The 15,541-nt window shown below is 66.2% G+C and carries 13 protein-coding genes; 1 reads left to right on the forward strand and 12 read right to left on the reverse strand.

Features of this window, described 5'->3' with window-relative positions; genetic code table 11:
* Nucleotides 1–53: 53 nt before the first annotated feature.
* The 7 genes from VK682_RS12765 to VK682_RS12795 form a co-directional block, all read right to left on the reverse strand.
* On the reverse strand, nucleotides 54–1,199 hold the full coding sequence (locus tag VK682_RS12765; RefSeq protein ID WP_230797166.1) for an iron-containing alcohol dehydrogenase: 1,146 nt from the start codon (nucleotides 1,197–1,199) through the stop codon (nucleotides 54–56).
* Complete coding sequence (locus tag VK682_RS12770; RefSeq protein ID WP_324782029.1) at nucleotides 1,196–2,575, reverse strand: aldehyde dehydrogenase family protein; 1,380 nt, start codon at nucleotides 2,573–2,575, stop codon at nucleotides 1,196–1,198. Before VK682_RS12770 ends, VK682_RS12765 begins: the two co-directional genes overlap by 4 nt.
* A 12-nt stretch (nucleotides 2,576–2,587) precedes the next feature.
* Nucleotides 2,588–3,949 carry a glutamine synthetase family protein gene (locus VK682_RS12775; protein ID WP_324782030.1) on the reverse strand — a complete coding sequence of 454 codons (1,362 nt, stop codon included), beginning with the start codon at nucleotides 3,947–3,949 and terminating at the stop codon, nucleotides 2,588–2,590.
* 72 nt (nucleotides 3,950–4,021) lie between these two features.
* Nucleotides 4,022–5,059, reverse strand: coding sequence for a TRAP transporter substrate-binding protein (locus tag VK682_RS12780; protein ID WP_089844536.1), 1,038 nt, complete (start codon nucleotides 5,057–5,059; stop codon nucleotides 4,022–4,024).
* Nucleotides 5,060–5,119: 60 nt separating this feature from the next.
* Nucleotides 5,120–6,445, reverse strand: a complete 1,326-nt coding sequence (locus VK682_RS12785) for a TRAP transporter large permease (protein WP_324782031.1) — start codon at nucleotides 6,443–6,445, stop codon at nucleotides 5,120–5,122.
* On the reverse strand, nucleotides 6,445–7,041 hold the full coding sequence (locus VK682_RS12790) for a TRAP transporter small permease subunit (protein WP_230797161.1): 597 nt from the start codon (nucleotides 7,039–7,041) through the stop codon (nucleotides 6,445–6,447). Before VK682_RS12790 ends, VK682_RS12785 begins: the two co-directional genes overlap by 1 nt.
* Nucleotides 7,034–7,807, reverse strand: a complete 774-nt coding sequence (locus VK682_RS12795; RefSeq protein ID WP_324782032.1) for an N-formylglutamate amidohydrolase — start codon at nucleotides 7,805–7,807, stop codon at nucleotides 7,034–7,036. The genes VK682_RS12790 and VK682_RS12795 overlap by 8 nt, the downstream gene beginning before the upstream one ends.
* 141 nt (nucleotides 7,808–7,948) lie before the next feature.
* On the opposite strand from VK682_RS12795, the gene VK682_RS12800 reads away from it, so the two are divergent.
* Complete coding sequence (locus VK682_RS12800; RefSeq protein WP_230797159.1) at nucleotides 7,949–8,818, forward strand: MurR/RpiR family transcriptional regulator; 870 nt, start codon at nucleotides 7,949–7,951, stop codon at nucleotides 8,816–8,818.
* Between the two features lie 108 nt (nucleotides 8,819–8,926).
* Here the strand turns inward: VK682_RS12800 and kce are convergent, their stop codons facing one another.
* The 5 genes from kce to VK682_RS12825 all read right to left on the reverse strand — a co-directional run bounded on the left by kce (nucleotide 8,927) and on the right by VK682_RS12825 (nucleotide 15,533).
* Nucleotides 8,927–9,856 (reverse strand): 3,5-dioxohexanoate:acetyl-CoA acetone transferase, encoded by a 930-nt coding sequence (gene kce, locus VK682_RS12805; protein WP_324782033.1) that lies wholly within the window; start codon nucleotides 9,854–9,856, stop codon nucleotides 8,927–8,929.
* Nucleotides 9,857–9,868: 12 nt separating this feature from the next.
* A complete protein-coding gene (locus VK682_RS12810) occupies nucleotides 9,869–10,813 on the reverse strand; it encodes a 3-hydroxyacyl-CoA dehydrogenase (RefSeq protein ID WP_230797157.1) in 945 nt (314 codons plus the stop codon).
* 11 nt (nucleotides 10,814–10,824) lie between these two features.
* On the reverse strand, nucleotides 10,825–13,335 hold the full coding sequence (locus tag VK682_RS12815; protein WP_324782034.1) for a branched-chain amino acid ABC transporter ATP-binding protein/permease: 2,511 nt from the start codon (nucleotides 13,333–13,335) through the stop codon (nucleotides 10,825–10,827).
* 4 nt (nucleotides 13,336–13,339) lie between these two features.
* On the reverse strand, nucleotides 13,340–14,215 hold the full coding sequence (locus tag VK682_RS12820) for a branched-chain amino acid ABC transporter permease (RefSeq protein ID WP_089844520.1): 876 nt from the start codon (nucleotides 14,213–14,215) through the stop codon (nucleotides 13,340–13,342).
* A 76-nt stretch (nucleotides 14,216–14,291) separates the two neighbouring features.
* A complete protein-coding gene (locus tag VK682_RS12825) occupies nucleotides 14,292–15,533 on the reverse strand; it encodes an ABC transporter substrate-binding protein (protein ID WP_230797155.1) in 1,242 nt (413 codons plus the stop codon).
* Nucleotides 15,534–15,541 lie beyond the last annotated feature (8 nt).

Below are 15,541 nucleotides of genomic sequence, written 5' to 3' on the forward strand. Positions count from 1 at the left end.
GCCGGGGCCGGGACGCGCCGCATATGGGCGCGTCCCGGTTCAGTCAGGCCGGATCAGAGGGCCGCGCGGAACAGCTCGGCCAGATTGGCCTCGGTCAGGGCCACCGGGTTGCCGCCGCAGGACGGATCCTTGATGGCGCCTTCGACCAGCGCCGGGATCGCCGCCTCGGTCACGCCAAGCGCGGAGAGGCCTTGCGGCACGCCCAGCCGGGCGTTGAACGCATCGACAAAGGCGCAGAACCCGTCAAACCCGCCGTCGATCCCCAGATAGGGCGCGGCGCGGTCGAAGCGCGCGCGGATCGCCTCGGCATTGAACTTCAGCACGGCGGGCATGCAGACGGCGTTGGTGGTGCCGTGATGCGTGCCGAAATGCGCGCCGATCGGATGGCTCATGGCATGGATCGCGCCCAGCCCCTTCTGGAAGGCGGTGGCACCCATGGCGGCGGCGCTCATCATCTGCGCGCGCGCTTCCAGATCGGTGCCGTCATCATAGGCGCGGGGCAGGTAGTCGATCACCAGCCGCATGCCTTCCAGCGCGATGCCCTGGCTCATCGGGTGATAGAAGGGCGAGGAGAACGCCTCCACGCAATGGGCAAAGGCGTCAAGCCCGGTGCCGGCGGTGATGGCCTTCGGCATCCCCACGGTCAGTTCGGGATCGCAGATCACCACGGCGGGCAGCATCTTCGGATGGAAGATGATCTTTTTCTCATGGGTGACGGAATTGGTCAGCACCCCGGCGCGGCCCACTTCGGATCCGGTGCCTGCGGTGGTGGGCACCGCCACCACGGGGGCGATGGCGCTGGCATCGGCGCGGGTCCACCAGTCGCCGATATCCTCGAAATCCCAGATCGGGCGGGTCTGCCCGGCCATGAAGGCCACGCATTTGCCCAGATCAAGCCCCGAGCCGCCGCCAAAGGCCACCACGCCGTCATGGCCGCCCGCAGTATAGGCGGCGACCCCGGCGGCAAGGTTGTGCTCGTTCGGGTTGGGATCGACATCGGCGAAGATCGCGGCATCAAGCCCCGCCGCGCGCAGGATTTCCAGCGTCTGCGCGGTGATGGGCAGGGCGGCCAGCCCGCGATCCGTCACCAGCAGCGGTTTCGTGATGCCCGCCTGCGCGCAGGCGGCGGGAAGCTCCGCGATGCGGCCCGCGCCGAACTTGATGGCGGTGGGATAGGACCAGTTGGCGGTCAGCGTCATTGGGTCACCTTCTTGAGATGGTAGGATTTGGGACGGGTCAGGGAGTGATAGCCGATCTCTGACAGCGCCCCGCCGCGTCCGGTGTTCTTGCAGCCGGTCCAGCACAGACCGGGATCCAGATAATCGGCGCGGTTGAGAAAGACCGTCCCGGTCTGGATCGCATCGCCCAGACGGATGGCGCGGTCGACATCGCCGGTCCAGAGCGAGGCGGTCAGCCCGAAGGGGCTGTCATTCATCAGCGCCAGCGCCTCGGCATCGTTCTTGACCGGCATGATGCCGACCACGGGGCCGAAGCTTTCGTCGCGCATCACCCGCATGTCATGGCTGACATTGGTCAGGATCTGCGGGGTCAGATAGGCGCCGCCGTCATCTTCGGCAAAGGTCGGGATATGCGCGCGGGCGCCCATGGCCAGCGCCTCGTCGATCTGGGCGCGGACCTCGGCGGCAAAGCGGGTATTGGCCATGGGGCCGATGGTGGTCTCCGCGTCCAGCGGATTGCCCAGCCGGTAGCCTTTGACCACGGCCACCGCCTTGTCGACAAAGGCGTCGAACAGGCTTTCCTGCACATAGATGCGTTCGATCCCGCAGCAGCACTGCCCGGAATTGAACATCGCCCCGTCGATCAGCGTGTCGACGGCGGCATCCAGATCGGCATCTTCCATGACATAGCCCGGATCCTTGCCGCCCAGTTCCAGCCCCAGCCCGGTAAAGGTGCCCGCCGCGGCGCGTTCCACCGCCTGACCGCCGCCCACCGATCCGGTGAAATTGACAAAATCGAAGGCCCGTCCGGCGATCAGCGCCGCCGTGCTGTCATGGTCCAGATAGACGTTCTGGAACACGTCCTCTGGCACGCCCGCCGCGTGAAAGGCGCGCGCCAGCCGTTCGCCCACCAGCAGCGTCTGCGTGGCGCCTTTCAGCACCACGGCATTGCCCGCGATCAGCGCGGGGGCCACGGTGTTGATCGCGGTCATGTAGGGGTAATTCCACGGCGAGACCACCAGCACCACGCCCTGCGGCACGCGGCGGATGAAGCGGCGGAAGGTGGCATCCTCGCCCACCTGAATGTCGGCCAGCGCGCGTTCGGCGATCTGCGCCATATAGGCGGCGCGTTCGTGAAAGCCGCGGAATTCGCCGCCGTAGCGCACCGGGCGGCCCATCATCCGGGCCAGTTCCGGCACGATCTCGTCATTCATCTCGCCGATGGCGGCAACCCCGGCCATGACAAGTGCCGTGCGTTCGGCCAGCGGGCGCGCGGCCCATGCGGCCTGCGCGGCACGGGCGCGGCGGGCGGCCTGCCGCGCCGCCTCCAGAGGCAGCGCCTCGCGGGTGGCAAAGACCGATCCGTCGATCGGAGAGACGCAGGTGAGGGTGGTCATGTCTGTCCTCGTTCAGGCTTTCTCGAACCCGCGGGCGAGTTCGTAATCGGTCACGGCGCGGTCGAAATCGGCCTGCTCGACCCGGGCGGCATGGGCGTAGTGATCCACCACCGCATCGCCGAAAGCGGCGCGCAGCATCGCCGATCCGGCAAAGGCCTCGGTGGCGGTGCGCAGGCTTGCGGGCACGTCGGGCACATCGGTCATGGCATAGACATCGCCGGAGACGGGATCGGGCAGATCAAGCCCTTCCTCGATCCCGGCCAGCCCCGCCGCAAGCTGCGCCGCACAGGCAAGATAGGGGTTCATGTCCGATCCGGGGATGCGGCATTCGATGCGCACGCCCTTGGTGTCCTCGCCCACCAGACGGAAGCCTGCGGTGCGGTTGTCCACCGACCACGCGGATTTGGTGGGGGCAAAGGTGCCGGGCACGAAGCGCTTGTAGCTGTTGGCATAGGGTGCCAGCAGCAGCGTGACCTCGGGCGCGTATTTCAGCAGCCCCGCCACATAGCTGCGCATGGTCGCGGACATGCCATGCGCGGCCTCGGCGTCATGGAACACGTTGCTGCCGCCCTTGAACAGCGACTGGTGGATATGCGCGGCGCTGCCCACCTTGTCGGCGCGCCATTTGGCCATGAAGGTGGCGGCATGGCCCTTCTGATGGGTGATCTCCTTGATCGCGTGTTTGGCGATCGTGTGGTAATCGGCGCAGGTCAGCGCGTCGGCATAGCGGATGTTCAGCTCTTCCTGCCCGGTCTCTGCCTCGCCCTTGGTGCTTTCCACCGGGATGCCCATGGCGACCAGATGGTTGCGGATGGGCCGCATGACATATTCTTCGCGGCTGGTGAACTGGATCGAATAATCCTGATTGAACGGGGTCAGCGGTTCCAGATCGCGGTGGCCGCTGTGCCGGATCGCGTCATAGGAGCGGGCATAAAGGAAGAACTCCAGCTCCGTCGCCATCATCGGCGCAAGCCCCAGCGCTGCGGCACGGTCCACCTGCGCCTTGAGGATCTGGCGCGGCGACTGCGGCACGGGCGCGTGGTGGTGATCCATCACGTCGCAAAGCACCATGGCGGTGCCCTCCAGCCATGGCACGAGACGCAGCGTCGACAGATCCGGCTTCATCACGTAATCGCCATAGCCCGCCGCCCAGGAGGTGGTGGCATAGCCGTCCGGCGTCATCATCTCCAGATCGGTGGCCAGCAGGTAGTTGCAGCAATGCGTTTCCACATGGCCATGCTCGATGAAGTTCGAGACATGGAACCGCTTGCCCTGCAGCCGCCCCTGCATGTCCACGATGCAGACGAGGATCGTGTCGATCTCGCCGCGCTCTGCGGCGGTCTTGATCTGGTCGAGTGTCAATGTGCCGGTCATCGGCTGCTCCTTGGATCGGTCATGCGGGCCCTCCGCGCGCAGGCGGAGGGCCCCTTGGTCAGAAAGTGCGGATCAGAACGTATAGGGCGGACCGGCGCGGTTGATCACATCGTTATAGTCGCGGAAGATGTCCACGACCTTCTGATGCACCTCGCCTTCCTGCGCGATCTCGTCCCAGAAGGTGATGGCGGCGTCTTCGACCTGTTTCCACTCCTCGGGCGGGATCGAGCGCAGTTCCAGCTTGTCGCCGCGCGCGCGCAGCCGCGCCTCGCCGCCCCAGTACCACTGGTTGCGATAGGTGTCGGCGGATTTGATCGCCGCCATCACCAGTTCCTTCAGATGGTCGGGCAGATCGGCCCAGCGCTGCTGGTTGACGAAGATCGACCCGATCCACGCGCCGGAGATGTTGTTGGTCAGGAAATAGTCGGTCACATCCGCCCAGCCCACGGTGTAATCCTCGGTGATGCCGGACCATGCCATGCCGTCCAGCTCGCCGGTCTGCACCGCGACTTCGGCATCTTCATAGGGGATGTTCACCGGCACCACGCCGAACTGCGACAGGAAGCGGCCCGCCGTGGGGAAGGTGTAAAGCTTCAGCCCTTCCAGATCGGCAAGGCTTGTCACCTCTTTCTTGGTGTTGAAGTTGCACGGATCCTGCCCGGCCGCCGACAGCCATGTGACGCCGACCTTTTCGTATTCCGCCCGCCAGATGTCGGCGAGCCCATACTGGTTGAACAGCACCGGCACGTCGAGGATGTGCTTGGTGGCAAAGGGGAAATAGCCGCCAAAGACCCGCATCGGCGTGGGCGATGCCATGCTGTCGTCATCCGAATGCACCGCATCCAGCGTGCCGCGCTGCAGCGCCTGAAACAGCTCGCCGGTGGGCACGATCTGGTCGGCGTAATAAAGCTCGATCTCCAGCTCGCCCTGGGCTGCGGCGTTGATGGCGTCGATGATGGGCTTGGTCACATGTTCGCCAAGGGCAGCACCCGCATAGGTCTGGAAGCGCCAGCGGATCGGCTCCTGCGCGCGGCCCACCGACGGGGCGGCGAGGGCGGCGGGGGCGGCAAGCGCTGCCCCGGCAAGGATCTTGCGTCGTGAAAGGGTCATTTCTGTCTCTCCTGTTGGTGGTTTGACGTCTCTGCCCCCGTTGGGCCGGGGGTCTTGGGCTTACTTGCCGTAGACCAGATCCGGCAGCCACAGCGCCAGATCGGGGAAAATCATGATGATCACCAGCACCACGATCATGACCGCCACAAACGGGATGATCGAGGTGTAGATGTCGCGCAGGCCGATTTCGGGCGGGGCCATGGCGCGCATCAGGAACAGGTTGTAGCCGAAAGGCGGCGTCATGTAGGCGATCTGGCAGGTGATGGTATACAGCACGCCATACCAGACCAGATCGAAGCCCAGCGCCCCCACCAGCGGCACGTAAAGCGGCGCCACGATCACCAGCATCGCGGTGTCGTCCAGAAAGGTGCCCATGACGATGAAGCTGAGCTGCATCAGGATCAGGATCACCCACGGGCTGAGCCCGAGCTGGTCGGTGAACAGCGTCTCGATGGCGCTGACCGCGCCCAGACCGTCGAACACCGCGCCAAAGGCCAGCGCCGCAAGGATGATCCACATGAACATGCAGGTCACGCCCAGCGTGTTGCGCACCGAATTCTCGAACACCTCGCGCGTCATGCGGCCCTTGAGCACCGCCGCGACAAAGGCCGCCAGCGCGCCGATGGCCGAGCTTTCCACCAGCGAGGTCCAGCCGTTGATGAAGGGCACCATCATCACCGCGAAGATGCCCAGCGGCAGCAGCCCTGCCGTCAGCAGCCGCAGCTTTTCGGCGCGCGGCAGGTCCCGGTCGGCCTTGGGCAGGATCGGGCCAAGTGCGGGGTTCAGCTTGCAGCGGATCACGATGTAGATGATGAAGGCCGCCGCCATGATCAGCCCCGGCACGATGCCCGCCAGCCACAGCTGCCCCACCGGCTGCCGCGCGATCATGGCGTAAAGCACCAGCACCACCGAGGGCGGCACGAGGATTCCCAGCGAGGATCCGGCCTGGATCACCCCCGTGACCATGCGCTTGTCATAGCCGCGTTTGAGCAGTTCCGGCAGCGCGATGGTGGCGCCGATGGCCATGCCCGCGACGGAAAGCCCGTTCATGGCGGAAATCAGCACCATCAGCCCGATGGTGCCCACCGCCAGCCCGCCCGACAGCCCGCCCAACCAGACATGGAACATCTTGTAAAGATCGTCGGCGATGCGGCTTTCGCTCAGCACATAGCCCATGAAGATGAACATCGGCAGCGTCAGCAGCGGATACCATTTCATCAGCTTGATGGAGGCGGCAAAGCCAAGATCAAAGCCGCCGCGATCCCCCCAGAGCAGCAGCGCCGCGATCACCGCGACAAAGCCGATGGCGCCGAACACCCGCTGCCCGGTCAGCAGCAGCCCCATCATGCCCGAAAACATGACGATTGCGATCATGTCCTGCGACATCAGATCTCCTCCCCGCGCAGGCGGGCGATGTCGCGGAAGAATTCCGCAGTGCATTGCAGGATCATCAGCGCGACGCCAAGGCACAGCACCACCTTGACCGGCCAGACATAGGGGCGCCACGCGCTGGGACTGCGCTCCATATGGCCCATGACCTCGGAGGCGGCGGCGGGGCCGCCGGTGACGAAGGCGCGCGCCAGATCGGCGAAAAAGCTGAACGGTTCGGTGCCGAAATAGCCCAGCGAATAGGCGGTGGAACTGATCGCGCCGTAAAGCAGCACGCCCAGATAGAACATCAGGAACCAGATGGTGATGACATCGGCCATGGCCTTGCGGCGCGGCGACCAGTCGCCATAGAAGAAATCCATCCGCACGTTGGAGCCCATCTGCATCGCATAGGGCCCGCCAAGGATGTAATAGCCCACCATGATGAACTGCGCGGTTTCCAGCGTCCAGAGCGTGGGGGTGAAGAAGGTTTTCGACACCGAGGACCACAGCAGCACGCCGATCAGCGCAAACAGCAGATACATGGCGCAGCGCCCGATGGCGCGGTTCATGGCGTCGATGCCGCGCACATAGGCGCGCAGGGCGTCAGGCATGATGCGCCTCCGTCAGTCCCAGCGTGGCAAGGGCGGGGCGCAGCAGGGCCAGCAGCTCGTCCGCCATGGCCTCTACCGCTGCGGCATCGGCAAGCAGGTCGTTGCGCGCCTCGATCATCACATTGGGCAGGCCATGGCGCAGGCCGTGACGCTGCAGCGAATGGGTCACGCCATCCTCGGGGCCATAGGGCGCGTTGCGGCGCAGGATCCGGTGGGGCAGGGCGGGCGCATGGTCCAGCATGGCATCGGCCAGACGGCTGTCGGCATCATGCAGCAGGCCCAGTTCCACCTCGCGCGGGGTGCCGTGCCAGAGCGGGGTGAAGCTGTGCAGCGTGACCAGCGCAAAGGGCGTGCCCTGCGCCTGCCGGGCCGCCAGAACCCGGTCCACCGCGTCGCAGAAGGGGGTATAGACCTGCGCCACGCGCGCCGCCCGCGCCTCGGGCGACAGGCCGGCATTGCCCGGCACCGCGATGCGTTCGCTGCGTTCGGGCATGGCAGACGGCGCCTCGGGCGGGCGGTTGCAGTCATAGACCAGCCGCGACACCGCCCCCGCCACCAGCGGCGCGTCAAGGGCGGCGGACAGCGCTTCGGCCAGCGCCAGCGCGCCCGGATCCCAGACCGCGTGACTGTGCAGATCCTCCTCTGCCAGTCCCAATCCGTGATACTCTGGCGGAATCAGCGCCGAGGCGTGTTCGCACAGCAGCACGGCAGGGCCGCGCCCGGTCTCGTTGATGATCTGAAAGGCTGTTTCCGTCGTGGCGGTCACGGCTGATCCCCTCTGCTCTGGAAAAACCTTTCCACGCCGAAAATATTGCGTCAATAATTTTCCAGTTTCCGGAGCGTGGTTGTGGGCAGGCTGCACGGCGCGCGGGGAACTGCACAAAAAACCATCCGGGAAAGGCCGCCGATGACCACACCGTCAGGCACCGTGCGCCAGCTGATCCGCGAACACCACGCCCAGCTGACCCAGTCGGAACGCAAGTTCGCCCAGGCCCTGCTGGACGATTACCCCGGCGCGGGCCTGTCCTCCATCACGCAGGCGGCGGCCAATGCGGGCGTGTCGACGCCGACCGTGGCGCGCATGGTGCAGAAGCTGGGCTTCAAGGGCTATCCCGCCTTTCATGCCGCCCTGCTGGGCGAATTGCAGGCCAAGGTGTCGGGCCCCGAGGCGCGGCGCGCGGTCTGGGCGGCGGAGGCGCCGGATTCGCATCTGCTGAACCGCTTCGCCGAGGCGGTGACCCAGAACCTGCGCCAGACCTTCGCCCATGTGGACACCGCGCAGTTCGACGCGGCGGCGGCACGGCTCGCCTCGCCGGAGGGGCGGCTTTACGTGGTGGGCGGGCGCATCACCCGGTCCCTTGCGGAATATGCCTTTACCCATTTTCAGGCGATCCGGGCGCGGGTCACGCATCTGACCTCCTCCTCCGCCACATGGCCGCATTACGTGCTGGACATGACCGAAGGCGACACGCTGCTGATCTTTGACATCCGCCGGTATGAGGAAAACCTGCTGCGGCTGGCCGAGATCGCGCAGGCACGGGGAATGCAGGTGATCCTGATCACCGACCAGTGGTCCAGCCCCATCGCCAGCGTCGCCGCGCATACCTTCAACTGCTGGGTGGAGATCCCGTCGGCATGGGACAGCAACATCGCCACCCTGTCGCTGGTCGAGGCGCTGGTGGCGGCGGCGCAGGAACACCGCTGGCCCGAGGCGCGGGACAGGTTCGAACGGCTGGATGCGCTGTTCGAACTGACGCGGCTCTTCCGCAAGCCCTGAACGGGATCGCCCCCGGCGCGTAAGGGCGCACCGGGGGCGGAGGCAGATCCGCCGGCCCTTGGGCGGGAGGGGGAGCAAACCTTGCGCCCCGAGCCATGGCGGATCCGTTCAGAAGGCCACGCGGTCGGGGCCTTTCAGCTCGAGGATCTCGCGCGCGTCGTCGGGAGTGGCGATCTCCAGCCCCAGACCTTCGATGATCTGGCGGGCCTTCTGCACCTGTTCGGCATTGCTGCGCGCCAGCACGCCGGGGGCGAGCCACAGCGAATCCTCCAGCCCCACGCGCACATGCCCGCCCATGGCGGCGGCCATGGCGGCGATGGGCAGCTGGTTGCGGCCCGCCCCCAGCACCGACCAGCGATACTGGTCGCCAAAGAGCCGGTCGGCGGTTCGCTTCATGTGCAGCACATCCTCGGGATGGGCGCCGATCCCGCCCATCAGCCCGAACACGGTCTGGATGAACAGCGGCCCCTTCACCAGCCCCTCGTCGAGGAAATGCTTGAGGTTATAAAGATGCGAGGTGTCGTAGCATTCGAATTCGAACTTGGTTCCCAGCGGCCCCAGCGTGGTCAGGATATGTTCGACCTGCCCGAAGCTGTTGTTGAAGATGATGTTCTTGTTGGCCAGATAGTCGCGTTCCCACTGGTGCTTGAGATCGGGGAAGCGCTTGAGCATCGGGAACAGCCCGAAATTCATCGACCCCATGTTGAGCGAGGCGACCTCGGGCTGGTGCGTGGCGGCGGGGCGCACCCGTTCTTCGATGGTCATGGTGGGGGCGCCGCCGGTGGTGATGTTCACCACCACGTTGGAGCCCTGCTTGATGATGCCCAGAAACGGCGTGAACGCCTCGGGGGACTGGTCGGGGCGGCCATCCTGCGGGTCGCGCGCGTGCAGGTGCACCACGGCGGCGCCCGCCTCGGCGGCGCCAAGCGCGGCTTCGGCGATTTCTGCGGCGCTGACCGGCAGATGTTCCGACATCGACGGCGTGTGGATGGCGCCGGTGACGGCGCAGGTGATGATGACCTTGCGGGGTTTGGCCATGGGTCTGGTCCTTCAGTTCTGATCTGGGGTGGGTTCGGCGGCGAAATGACGGCGCAGCGCTGCCAGCCGCGCATCGCGGATGTCCTGCCGCGCCCGGATGCGGTCGGGGCTGCGGTCCTGCGGCCAGCTTGCGGCGATCTTTTCGGCATTGGCCACGTCAAAGACCTCTGGCCCGGCGGGCGCCTCGGCCAGCCGCGCGTAGAAGCCGCCATAACGGCTCATGTAATCGACGATGCCGCCGGGCGCGTTGAGATCGATGGTTTCCATCGGCCCCATGAAGGACCAGCGCAGCCCCAGCCCGTGCTTGATGGTGGCGTCCAGCCCCTCGACGCTGACCACGCCTTCGCCCAAGAGCCGCATCGCCTCGGCCAGCAGCGCGCCCTGCAGGCGGTTCAGCACGAAGCCGTCGCGTTCTTCCGTCATGCGCACCGGCACCTGTCCGATGCCGTGATACAGCGCCTCTGCCCGGTCGAGCGTGGCGCTGTCGGTCCATGGCGCGGGGCACAGCTCGACCACCGGCACCAGATGCGGCGGGTTCACCGGATGCGCCACCAGACAGCGCGCCCGCCCCGCCAGCCCTTCGGTGAAGCGCGAGGCGACGATGGCGGAGGTGGAGGAGGCAAGGATGGTCCCGGGTGCTGCCGCCGCATCCAGCCGGGCGAACAGATCCTGCTTCACCTCCAGCCGTTCGGGGCCGTTTTCCTGCACCAGCGCCACGCCCGCCACCGCGTCTTCCAGCGTGGGGCAGGTGCGGATGCGGGCGAGCGTCGCGTCGCGGTCGGTCAGCAGCTTTTCGGCCACCAGCGTGTCGCAGAGCGTGGCCATATCGGCGGCAAAGCGGTCCAGCACGCCGGGATCGGCATCCCAGACCTGCACCGGATGGCCCGCGCGGGCAAAGAGCGCGGCCCAAGAGCGGCCGATGAGGCCAGCGCCGATGATGGCAACGGGGTCGGTCATGGATAGTCCTTTCAAAGCCAGAGCACCTTGCGCCGCAGGTCCAGATCGCTGGCCAGCGCGGCGGAGGGGCCTTCGTGAATGATGCGTCCGCGTTCCAGCGCCACGGTCCGGTCCGACAGCGTCAGCGCCAGATCAAGGTTATGGTCCACGATGATGATGGACACATCCTGCCGCAGCCGGTCGAAGGTGTCGAACAGCTGTTCGACCACGGCGGGGGCCAGCCCCTCGAACGGTTCGTCCAGCAACAGCACGCGGGTGTCGCCCGACAGCGCGCGGGCCACCGCCGCCATCTGCTGCTCGCCGCCCGACAGGTAATCGGCGGGCGTGTCGATGCGGTCGCGCAGGCGGGGGAAATAGGCGAAGATGCGGTCCTGCGACCAGTGCGTGCCCTCGCCGGTGCGGCGCTGGATCCGGCCCAGTTCCAGATTGTCGCGCACCGACATGCCCGCGAAGAGCCCGCGCCCCTGCGGCACATAGGAAATGCCCGCCCGCGCCATCGCCGCCGAGGATTCGCCCGAGATCACCCGCCCGTCGAGCCGGATTTCGCCCGAGCCCACCGGGGCGATGCCGATCAGCGATTTCAGCAGCGTCGACTTGCCCGCGCCGTTGCGCCCGAGCAGGGCAAGGATTTCGCCCTGCCGCAGATCGAAGCTGACATCGTTGAGGATGTGGCTTTTGCCATAGCTGACATTCACCTTGTCGAGCGACAGCAGCACCTTGTCCTGCACGGCGCTGACGCGCGGCTTGGCCGCCACGGCGGAGGTGCCGGAGCCGATATAGACCTCCTGCACGCGGGCATCGCCGCGCGCCTCCTCCACGGTGCCGTCCAGCAGCACCTGACCTTCGTTCATCACCGTGACATGATCGGCCAGTTCGAACACCCGGTCGATGTCATGTTCGACCAGCAGCACCGGGATGTCGCGGCTCAGCGCCTTGATAAGCAGCCCGACCCGTTCGCGTTCGGCCACCGACAGGCCCGCCAGCGGTTCGTCCGCCAGCAGGATGCGCGGGCTGTTCCCCAGCGCCAGCCCCAGATCCAGCAGCCGCTGCCCGCCATAGGACAGCGCGCCCGCCTCGGCCTCGTCCATGCCCGACAGGCCCGCATAGTCCATGATCTGGGTGGTGCGGTCGTTGACCTGCCCAAGGTTGCGGGCGCGGATCAGCGGGTTCATGCGGCGCGGATCCCCGGCCTGCACGGCAAGCCGGATGTTTTCCCGCACGCTGAGCGCCGGAAACAGGTTGGTGATCTGGAAGCTGCGCCCGATCCCGGCCTCCGAGATCTCTTCGGGGCTGCGGCCTGACAGCGGTCGGCCCGCCAGCGTCACCTCGCCGCCATCGGGGGTATGCAGCCCCGACATCAGGTTGAAGGCGGTGGTCTTGCCCGCGCCATTGGGCCCGATCAGCGCATGCAGGCTGCGGTCGCGGACCGAGATCGACACCTCGTCCACCGCCTTGAGCCCGCCGAACTGCTTGGAGATGCCGCGCGCCACCAGAAGCGGTGCCTCGCTATGGCTTGCGGGTTTCAGGAAATCGGGCAGGGGGCGGATTTCGGCCCGGCGGTTGGCCATGGCGGCGCCGGTTTCGGCGGGCGGGTTCAGCGCGCGGCGGATCTGGCCGGGGATTCCCACCAGCCCGTCGCGGGCGTAAAGCACGAAGATCATGAAGACCAGACCGAACCAGAACAGCCAGTTGTCGGTGTAGATCGACAGGTATTCCCGGAACAGGATGTAGAACAGCGCGCCGATGGCTGGCCCGATAAAGCTGCGCATCCCCCCGATGACCACCATGGCCAGCAGTTCGCCGGAAAAGATCACCGACATCGGCTCTGCCGAGGTCATGCGGTTCTTGTAAAGCAGCAGCACGCCTGCCAGCGCGGTGATGGTGGCCGACAGCACGAAGGCCGCCAGCTTGTAGCGGTCCACCGGATAGCCAAGAAAGCGCGTGCGCTGTTCATTCTCGCGGATGGCCAGCAGCACCGATCCCAGCGGCGAATTGTTGAACCGCCACAGCAGCACCAGCACGGCAAAGGCGATGGCGGCGACCAGCCAGTAATAGGGTTCGGACATCTCGAAATCGAGCCCGGCAAAGCTGGGCCGGTCGATGCCGCCCAGACCGTTCTCGCCGCCGGTCACCTCGGTCCAGCGGAAGGCGATGGTAAAGCCAAGCGCCGACAGCGCCAGCGTCATGAGCGAGAAATAGACCCCCCTGCGGCGCAGGATCAGCGCGCCGAAGGCGGCGGAGATCACGCCGGTGGCCAGCACCGCCACCAGAAGCGGGATCAGGAAGGCGCCACCCATGGCCAGCGAGGTGAGCCCGGCCAGATAGGCGCCCAGCCCGAACCACGCGCCATGGCCGAAGCTGATGAGCCCGGTGCGCCCGGCAAGGATGTTGAGCCCCATGCAGGCCAGACCATAGACCACCACCTCGGTGGCGGAGGTATAGGTCAGGCCTGCGGCAAGGATGACGAAGGGCAGGGCGATCAGCGCTGCGGCAGCGATCAGAAGCGGATGGATGCGGGGCATGGGATCACTCGAATCGCAGGATGCGTTCGCCCAGCAGGCCGCGCGGGCGCAGCAGCAGGACCACGAACATCAGAAGATAGATGGCGGCGGTGGACCAGGACGACAGGCCCACGGCCACCAGCACGCCCTTGGTCAGGCCGACCAGAACGGCGGCGATGATGACGCCCCAGAACGAGCCCAGCCCGCCGATGACCACCACCACGAAGGCCAGCGTGATGATCTCTGCCCCCATGGCGGGGTGGATGGTGTAGATGGGCGACAGCAGCACGCCCGCCAGCCCCGCAAGCCCGATGGCGATGCCCGCCACCACCGACAGGTAGGGCCGCAGCGAAATGCCAAGGCTGCCGACGATTTCGGGGTTCTGCACGCCTGCGCGCACGATGCGGCCAAAGGCGGTGCGGTTGAGCAGCACCCACAGCCCGGCCACGGCCAGCACCGCCACGGCGATCAGGAAGATGCGGTAGCGCGAATAGATGAAATCGCCGAAGAACACCTGCCCGCGCAGGATGTCGGGCATGTTGTAGCTTTGCGGCGAGGCGCCGAAGATCCAGCGCAGACCCTGTTCGATCACCATGGCGAGCCCGAAGGTCAGCAGCAGCGAATAGAGCGGGTCGATGCGGTAGAACCGGGTAAACAGCGTGCGTTCGGTCACCATGCCCAGACCCGCCACGATCAGCGGCACAAGGATCAGCGCGCCGAAAAAGCCGGTGACCGGCGTGATGAGGATGGCAAGATAGGCGCCGATGGCAAAAAATGCCCCATGGGCAAGGTTGATGATGCCGCCCAGCGAAAAGATCAGCGACAGGCCAAGCGCGATCAGCAGGTAATAGGTGCCGTCCAGCAGGCCATTCAGCACCTGCGCGATAAAAAGCCCCAGCATATGGCGACGTGCCTCCTTGTGTCCGGTCAGGGTCGGGGGCGCGGCTTGCGCGCCCCCGGATGCGGAAAACGGGCGCTCAGAAGCTGCAGGTGCCGCCGGTCACGCTGGTGGCGAGCCGTTCCAGCGGTTCATCGGCAGCGGGGACCGGATCGGAGGTGGTGAAGATGTCCCATTCGTTCTGCGCCTCACCGGCGGGCAGCGCGGTGATGGCATAGATCTCCTGGATCAGCTGGTGGTCGGAGGGGCGGAAATAGCCCTTGCGCGATTTCATCAGGTCGAACTGCGCCTCTGGGCTTTCCAGATAGGCCACCAGCGCGTCGCCGCCCGCCTCTCCGGCTGCGGTCACGGCCTGCGCCATGATGAGCCCCGCGTTGTAATCGCCCCAGGCCTGGTTTTCCGGCGGCTTGCCATAGGCGGTGCTGAAGGCCTGCACGAAGGCCTGGCTTGCGTCATTCTGCACGAGGTGGTTCCAGACGTTGGGCCACGTGCCGCGGAAGTTCTGCGCGCCTGCCGCCCATGCCGACACGGTGTCGAAGCCAAAGCCGCCCAGCGTGAAATCCAGCCCGAATTCGCCATATTGCTTGAAGAAGTTGGTGATCTGCGTGCCCGCAAGGTTCAGCGCGACCACATCCGGCTCGGCCTGCCGGATCTTCAGCAGGTAGGACGAGAAATCGGTGGCATCCGTCGGCACCAGATCGTCGCCCACCAGCACGCCGCCATTGGCGTCCAGAAATGCCTTGGCCGCGCTGAGCAGGTCATGGCCAAAGGCGTAATCGGCGCTGAGCGTGTACCAGTTCTTGCCGTCCACCATGCCTTGCGCGTCGAAATATTCGCCCTCGGCATTCACATACATCGAGTTCTGCGTCTCGACATGGAACATGTAGCGGTTGCAGTCCGCCCCGCGCAGGCTGTCGGAATTGCCGCCGGTGTTGACGAAGCATTTGCCATAGCGCGCCGCGACCTGACTGATGGTCAGGCAGGAGGCCGAGGAGATCTCGCCGATGATGAAATCGACCTGATCGCGTTCGAACATGCGTTCGGCCTTGGTCGAGGCGGTCTGCGGGTTGACGCTGTCCTCCATGATCAGCTCGACCTGACGGCCGCCCGCGCCGCCATTGGCGTTGATATGCTCCACCGCCAGCTTGATGCCCATCTGGGCATATTCGCCAAGCGGCCCCAGAAAGCCGGTGGTGGGGGTCAGGTGGCCGATCTTCAGCGGGGCGCTCTGCGCCCGCAGATAGGCCGGAGCGGCCAGCCCCAGCGCGAGCCCGGCGGCGCCGGTCCGCAGAACGGTCCTGCGGGTGGTCTTGAGTGTCATCTTGGGTC

This window comes from Salipiger marinus (assembly GCF_035481585.1).
GTDB classification, from domain to species: Bacteria; Pseudomonadota; Alphaproteobacteria; order Rhodobacterales; family Rhodobacteraceae; genus Salipiger; species Salipiger marinus.

Excerpts from the sequence above, each read along its gene's own strand:
- VK682_RS12775 (WP_324782030.1), bottom strand. The coding sequence starts at position 3,949 with ATGACCGGCACATTGACACTCGACCAGATCAAGACCGCCGCAGAGCGC.
- VK682_RS12800 (WP_230797159.1), top strand. The coding sequence starts at position 7,949 with ATGACCACACCGTCAGGCACCGTGCGCCAGCTGATCCGCGAACACCAC.
- kce (WP_324782033.1), bottom strand. The coding sequence starts at position 9,856 with ATGGCCAAACCCCGCAAGGTCATCATCACCTGCGCCGTCACCGGCGCC.
- VK682_RS12820 (WP_089844520.1), bottom strand. The coding sequence starts at position 14,215 with ATGCTGGGGCTTTTTATCGCGCAGGTGCTGAATGGCCTGCTGGACGGC.
- VK682_RS12765 (WP_230797166.1), bottom strand. The coding sequence starts at position 1,199 with ATGACGCTGACCGCCAACTGGTCCTATCCCACCGCCATCAAGTTCGGC.
- VK682_RS12810 (WP_230797157.1), bottom strand. The coding sequence starts at position 10,813 with ATGACCGACCCCGTTGCCATCATCGGCGCTGGCCTCATCGGCCGCTCT.
- VK682_RS12785 (WP_324782031.1), bottom strand. The coding sequence starts at position 6,445 with ATGTCGCAGGACATGATCGCAATCGTCATGTTTTCGGGCATGATGGGG.
- VK682_RS12825 (WP_230797155.1), bottom strand. The coding sequence starts at position 15,533 with ATGACACTCAAGACCACCCGCAGGACCGTTCTGCGGACCGGCGCCGCC.
- VK682_RS12780 (WP_089844536.1), bottom strand. The coding sequence starts at position 5,059 with ATGACCCTTTCACGACGCAAGATCCTTGCCGGGGCAGCGCTTGCCGCC.
- VK682_RS12790 (WP_230797161.1), bottom strand. The coding sequence starts at position 7,041 with ATGCCTGACGCCCTGCGCGCCTATGTGCGCGGCATCGACGCCATGAAC.
- VK682_RS12770 (WP_324782029.1), bottom strand. The coding sequence starts at position 2,575 with ATGACCACCCTCACCTGCGTCTCTCCGATCGACGGATCGGTCTTTGCC.
- VK682_RS12815 (WP_324782034.1), bottom strand. The coding sequence starts at position 13,335 with ATGCCCCGCATCCATCCGCTTCTGATCGCTGCCGCAGCGCTGATCGCC.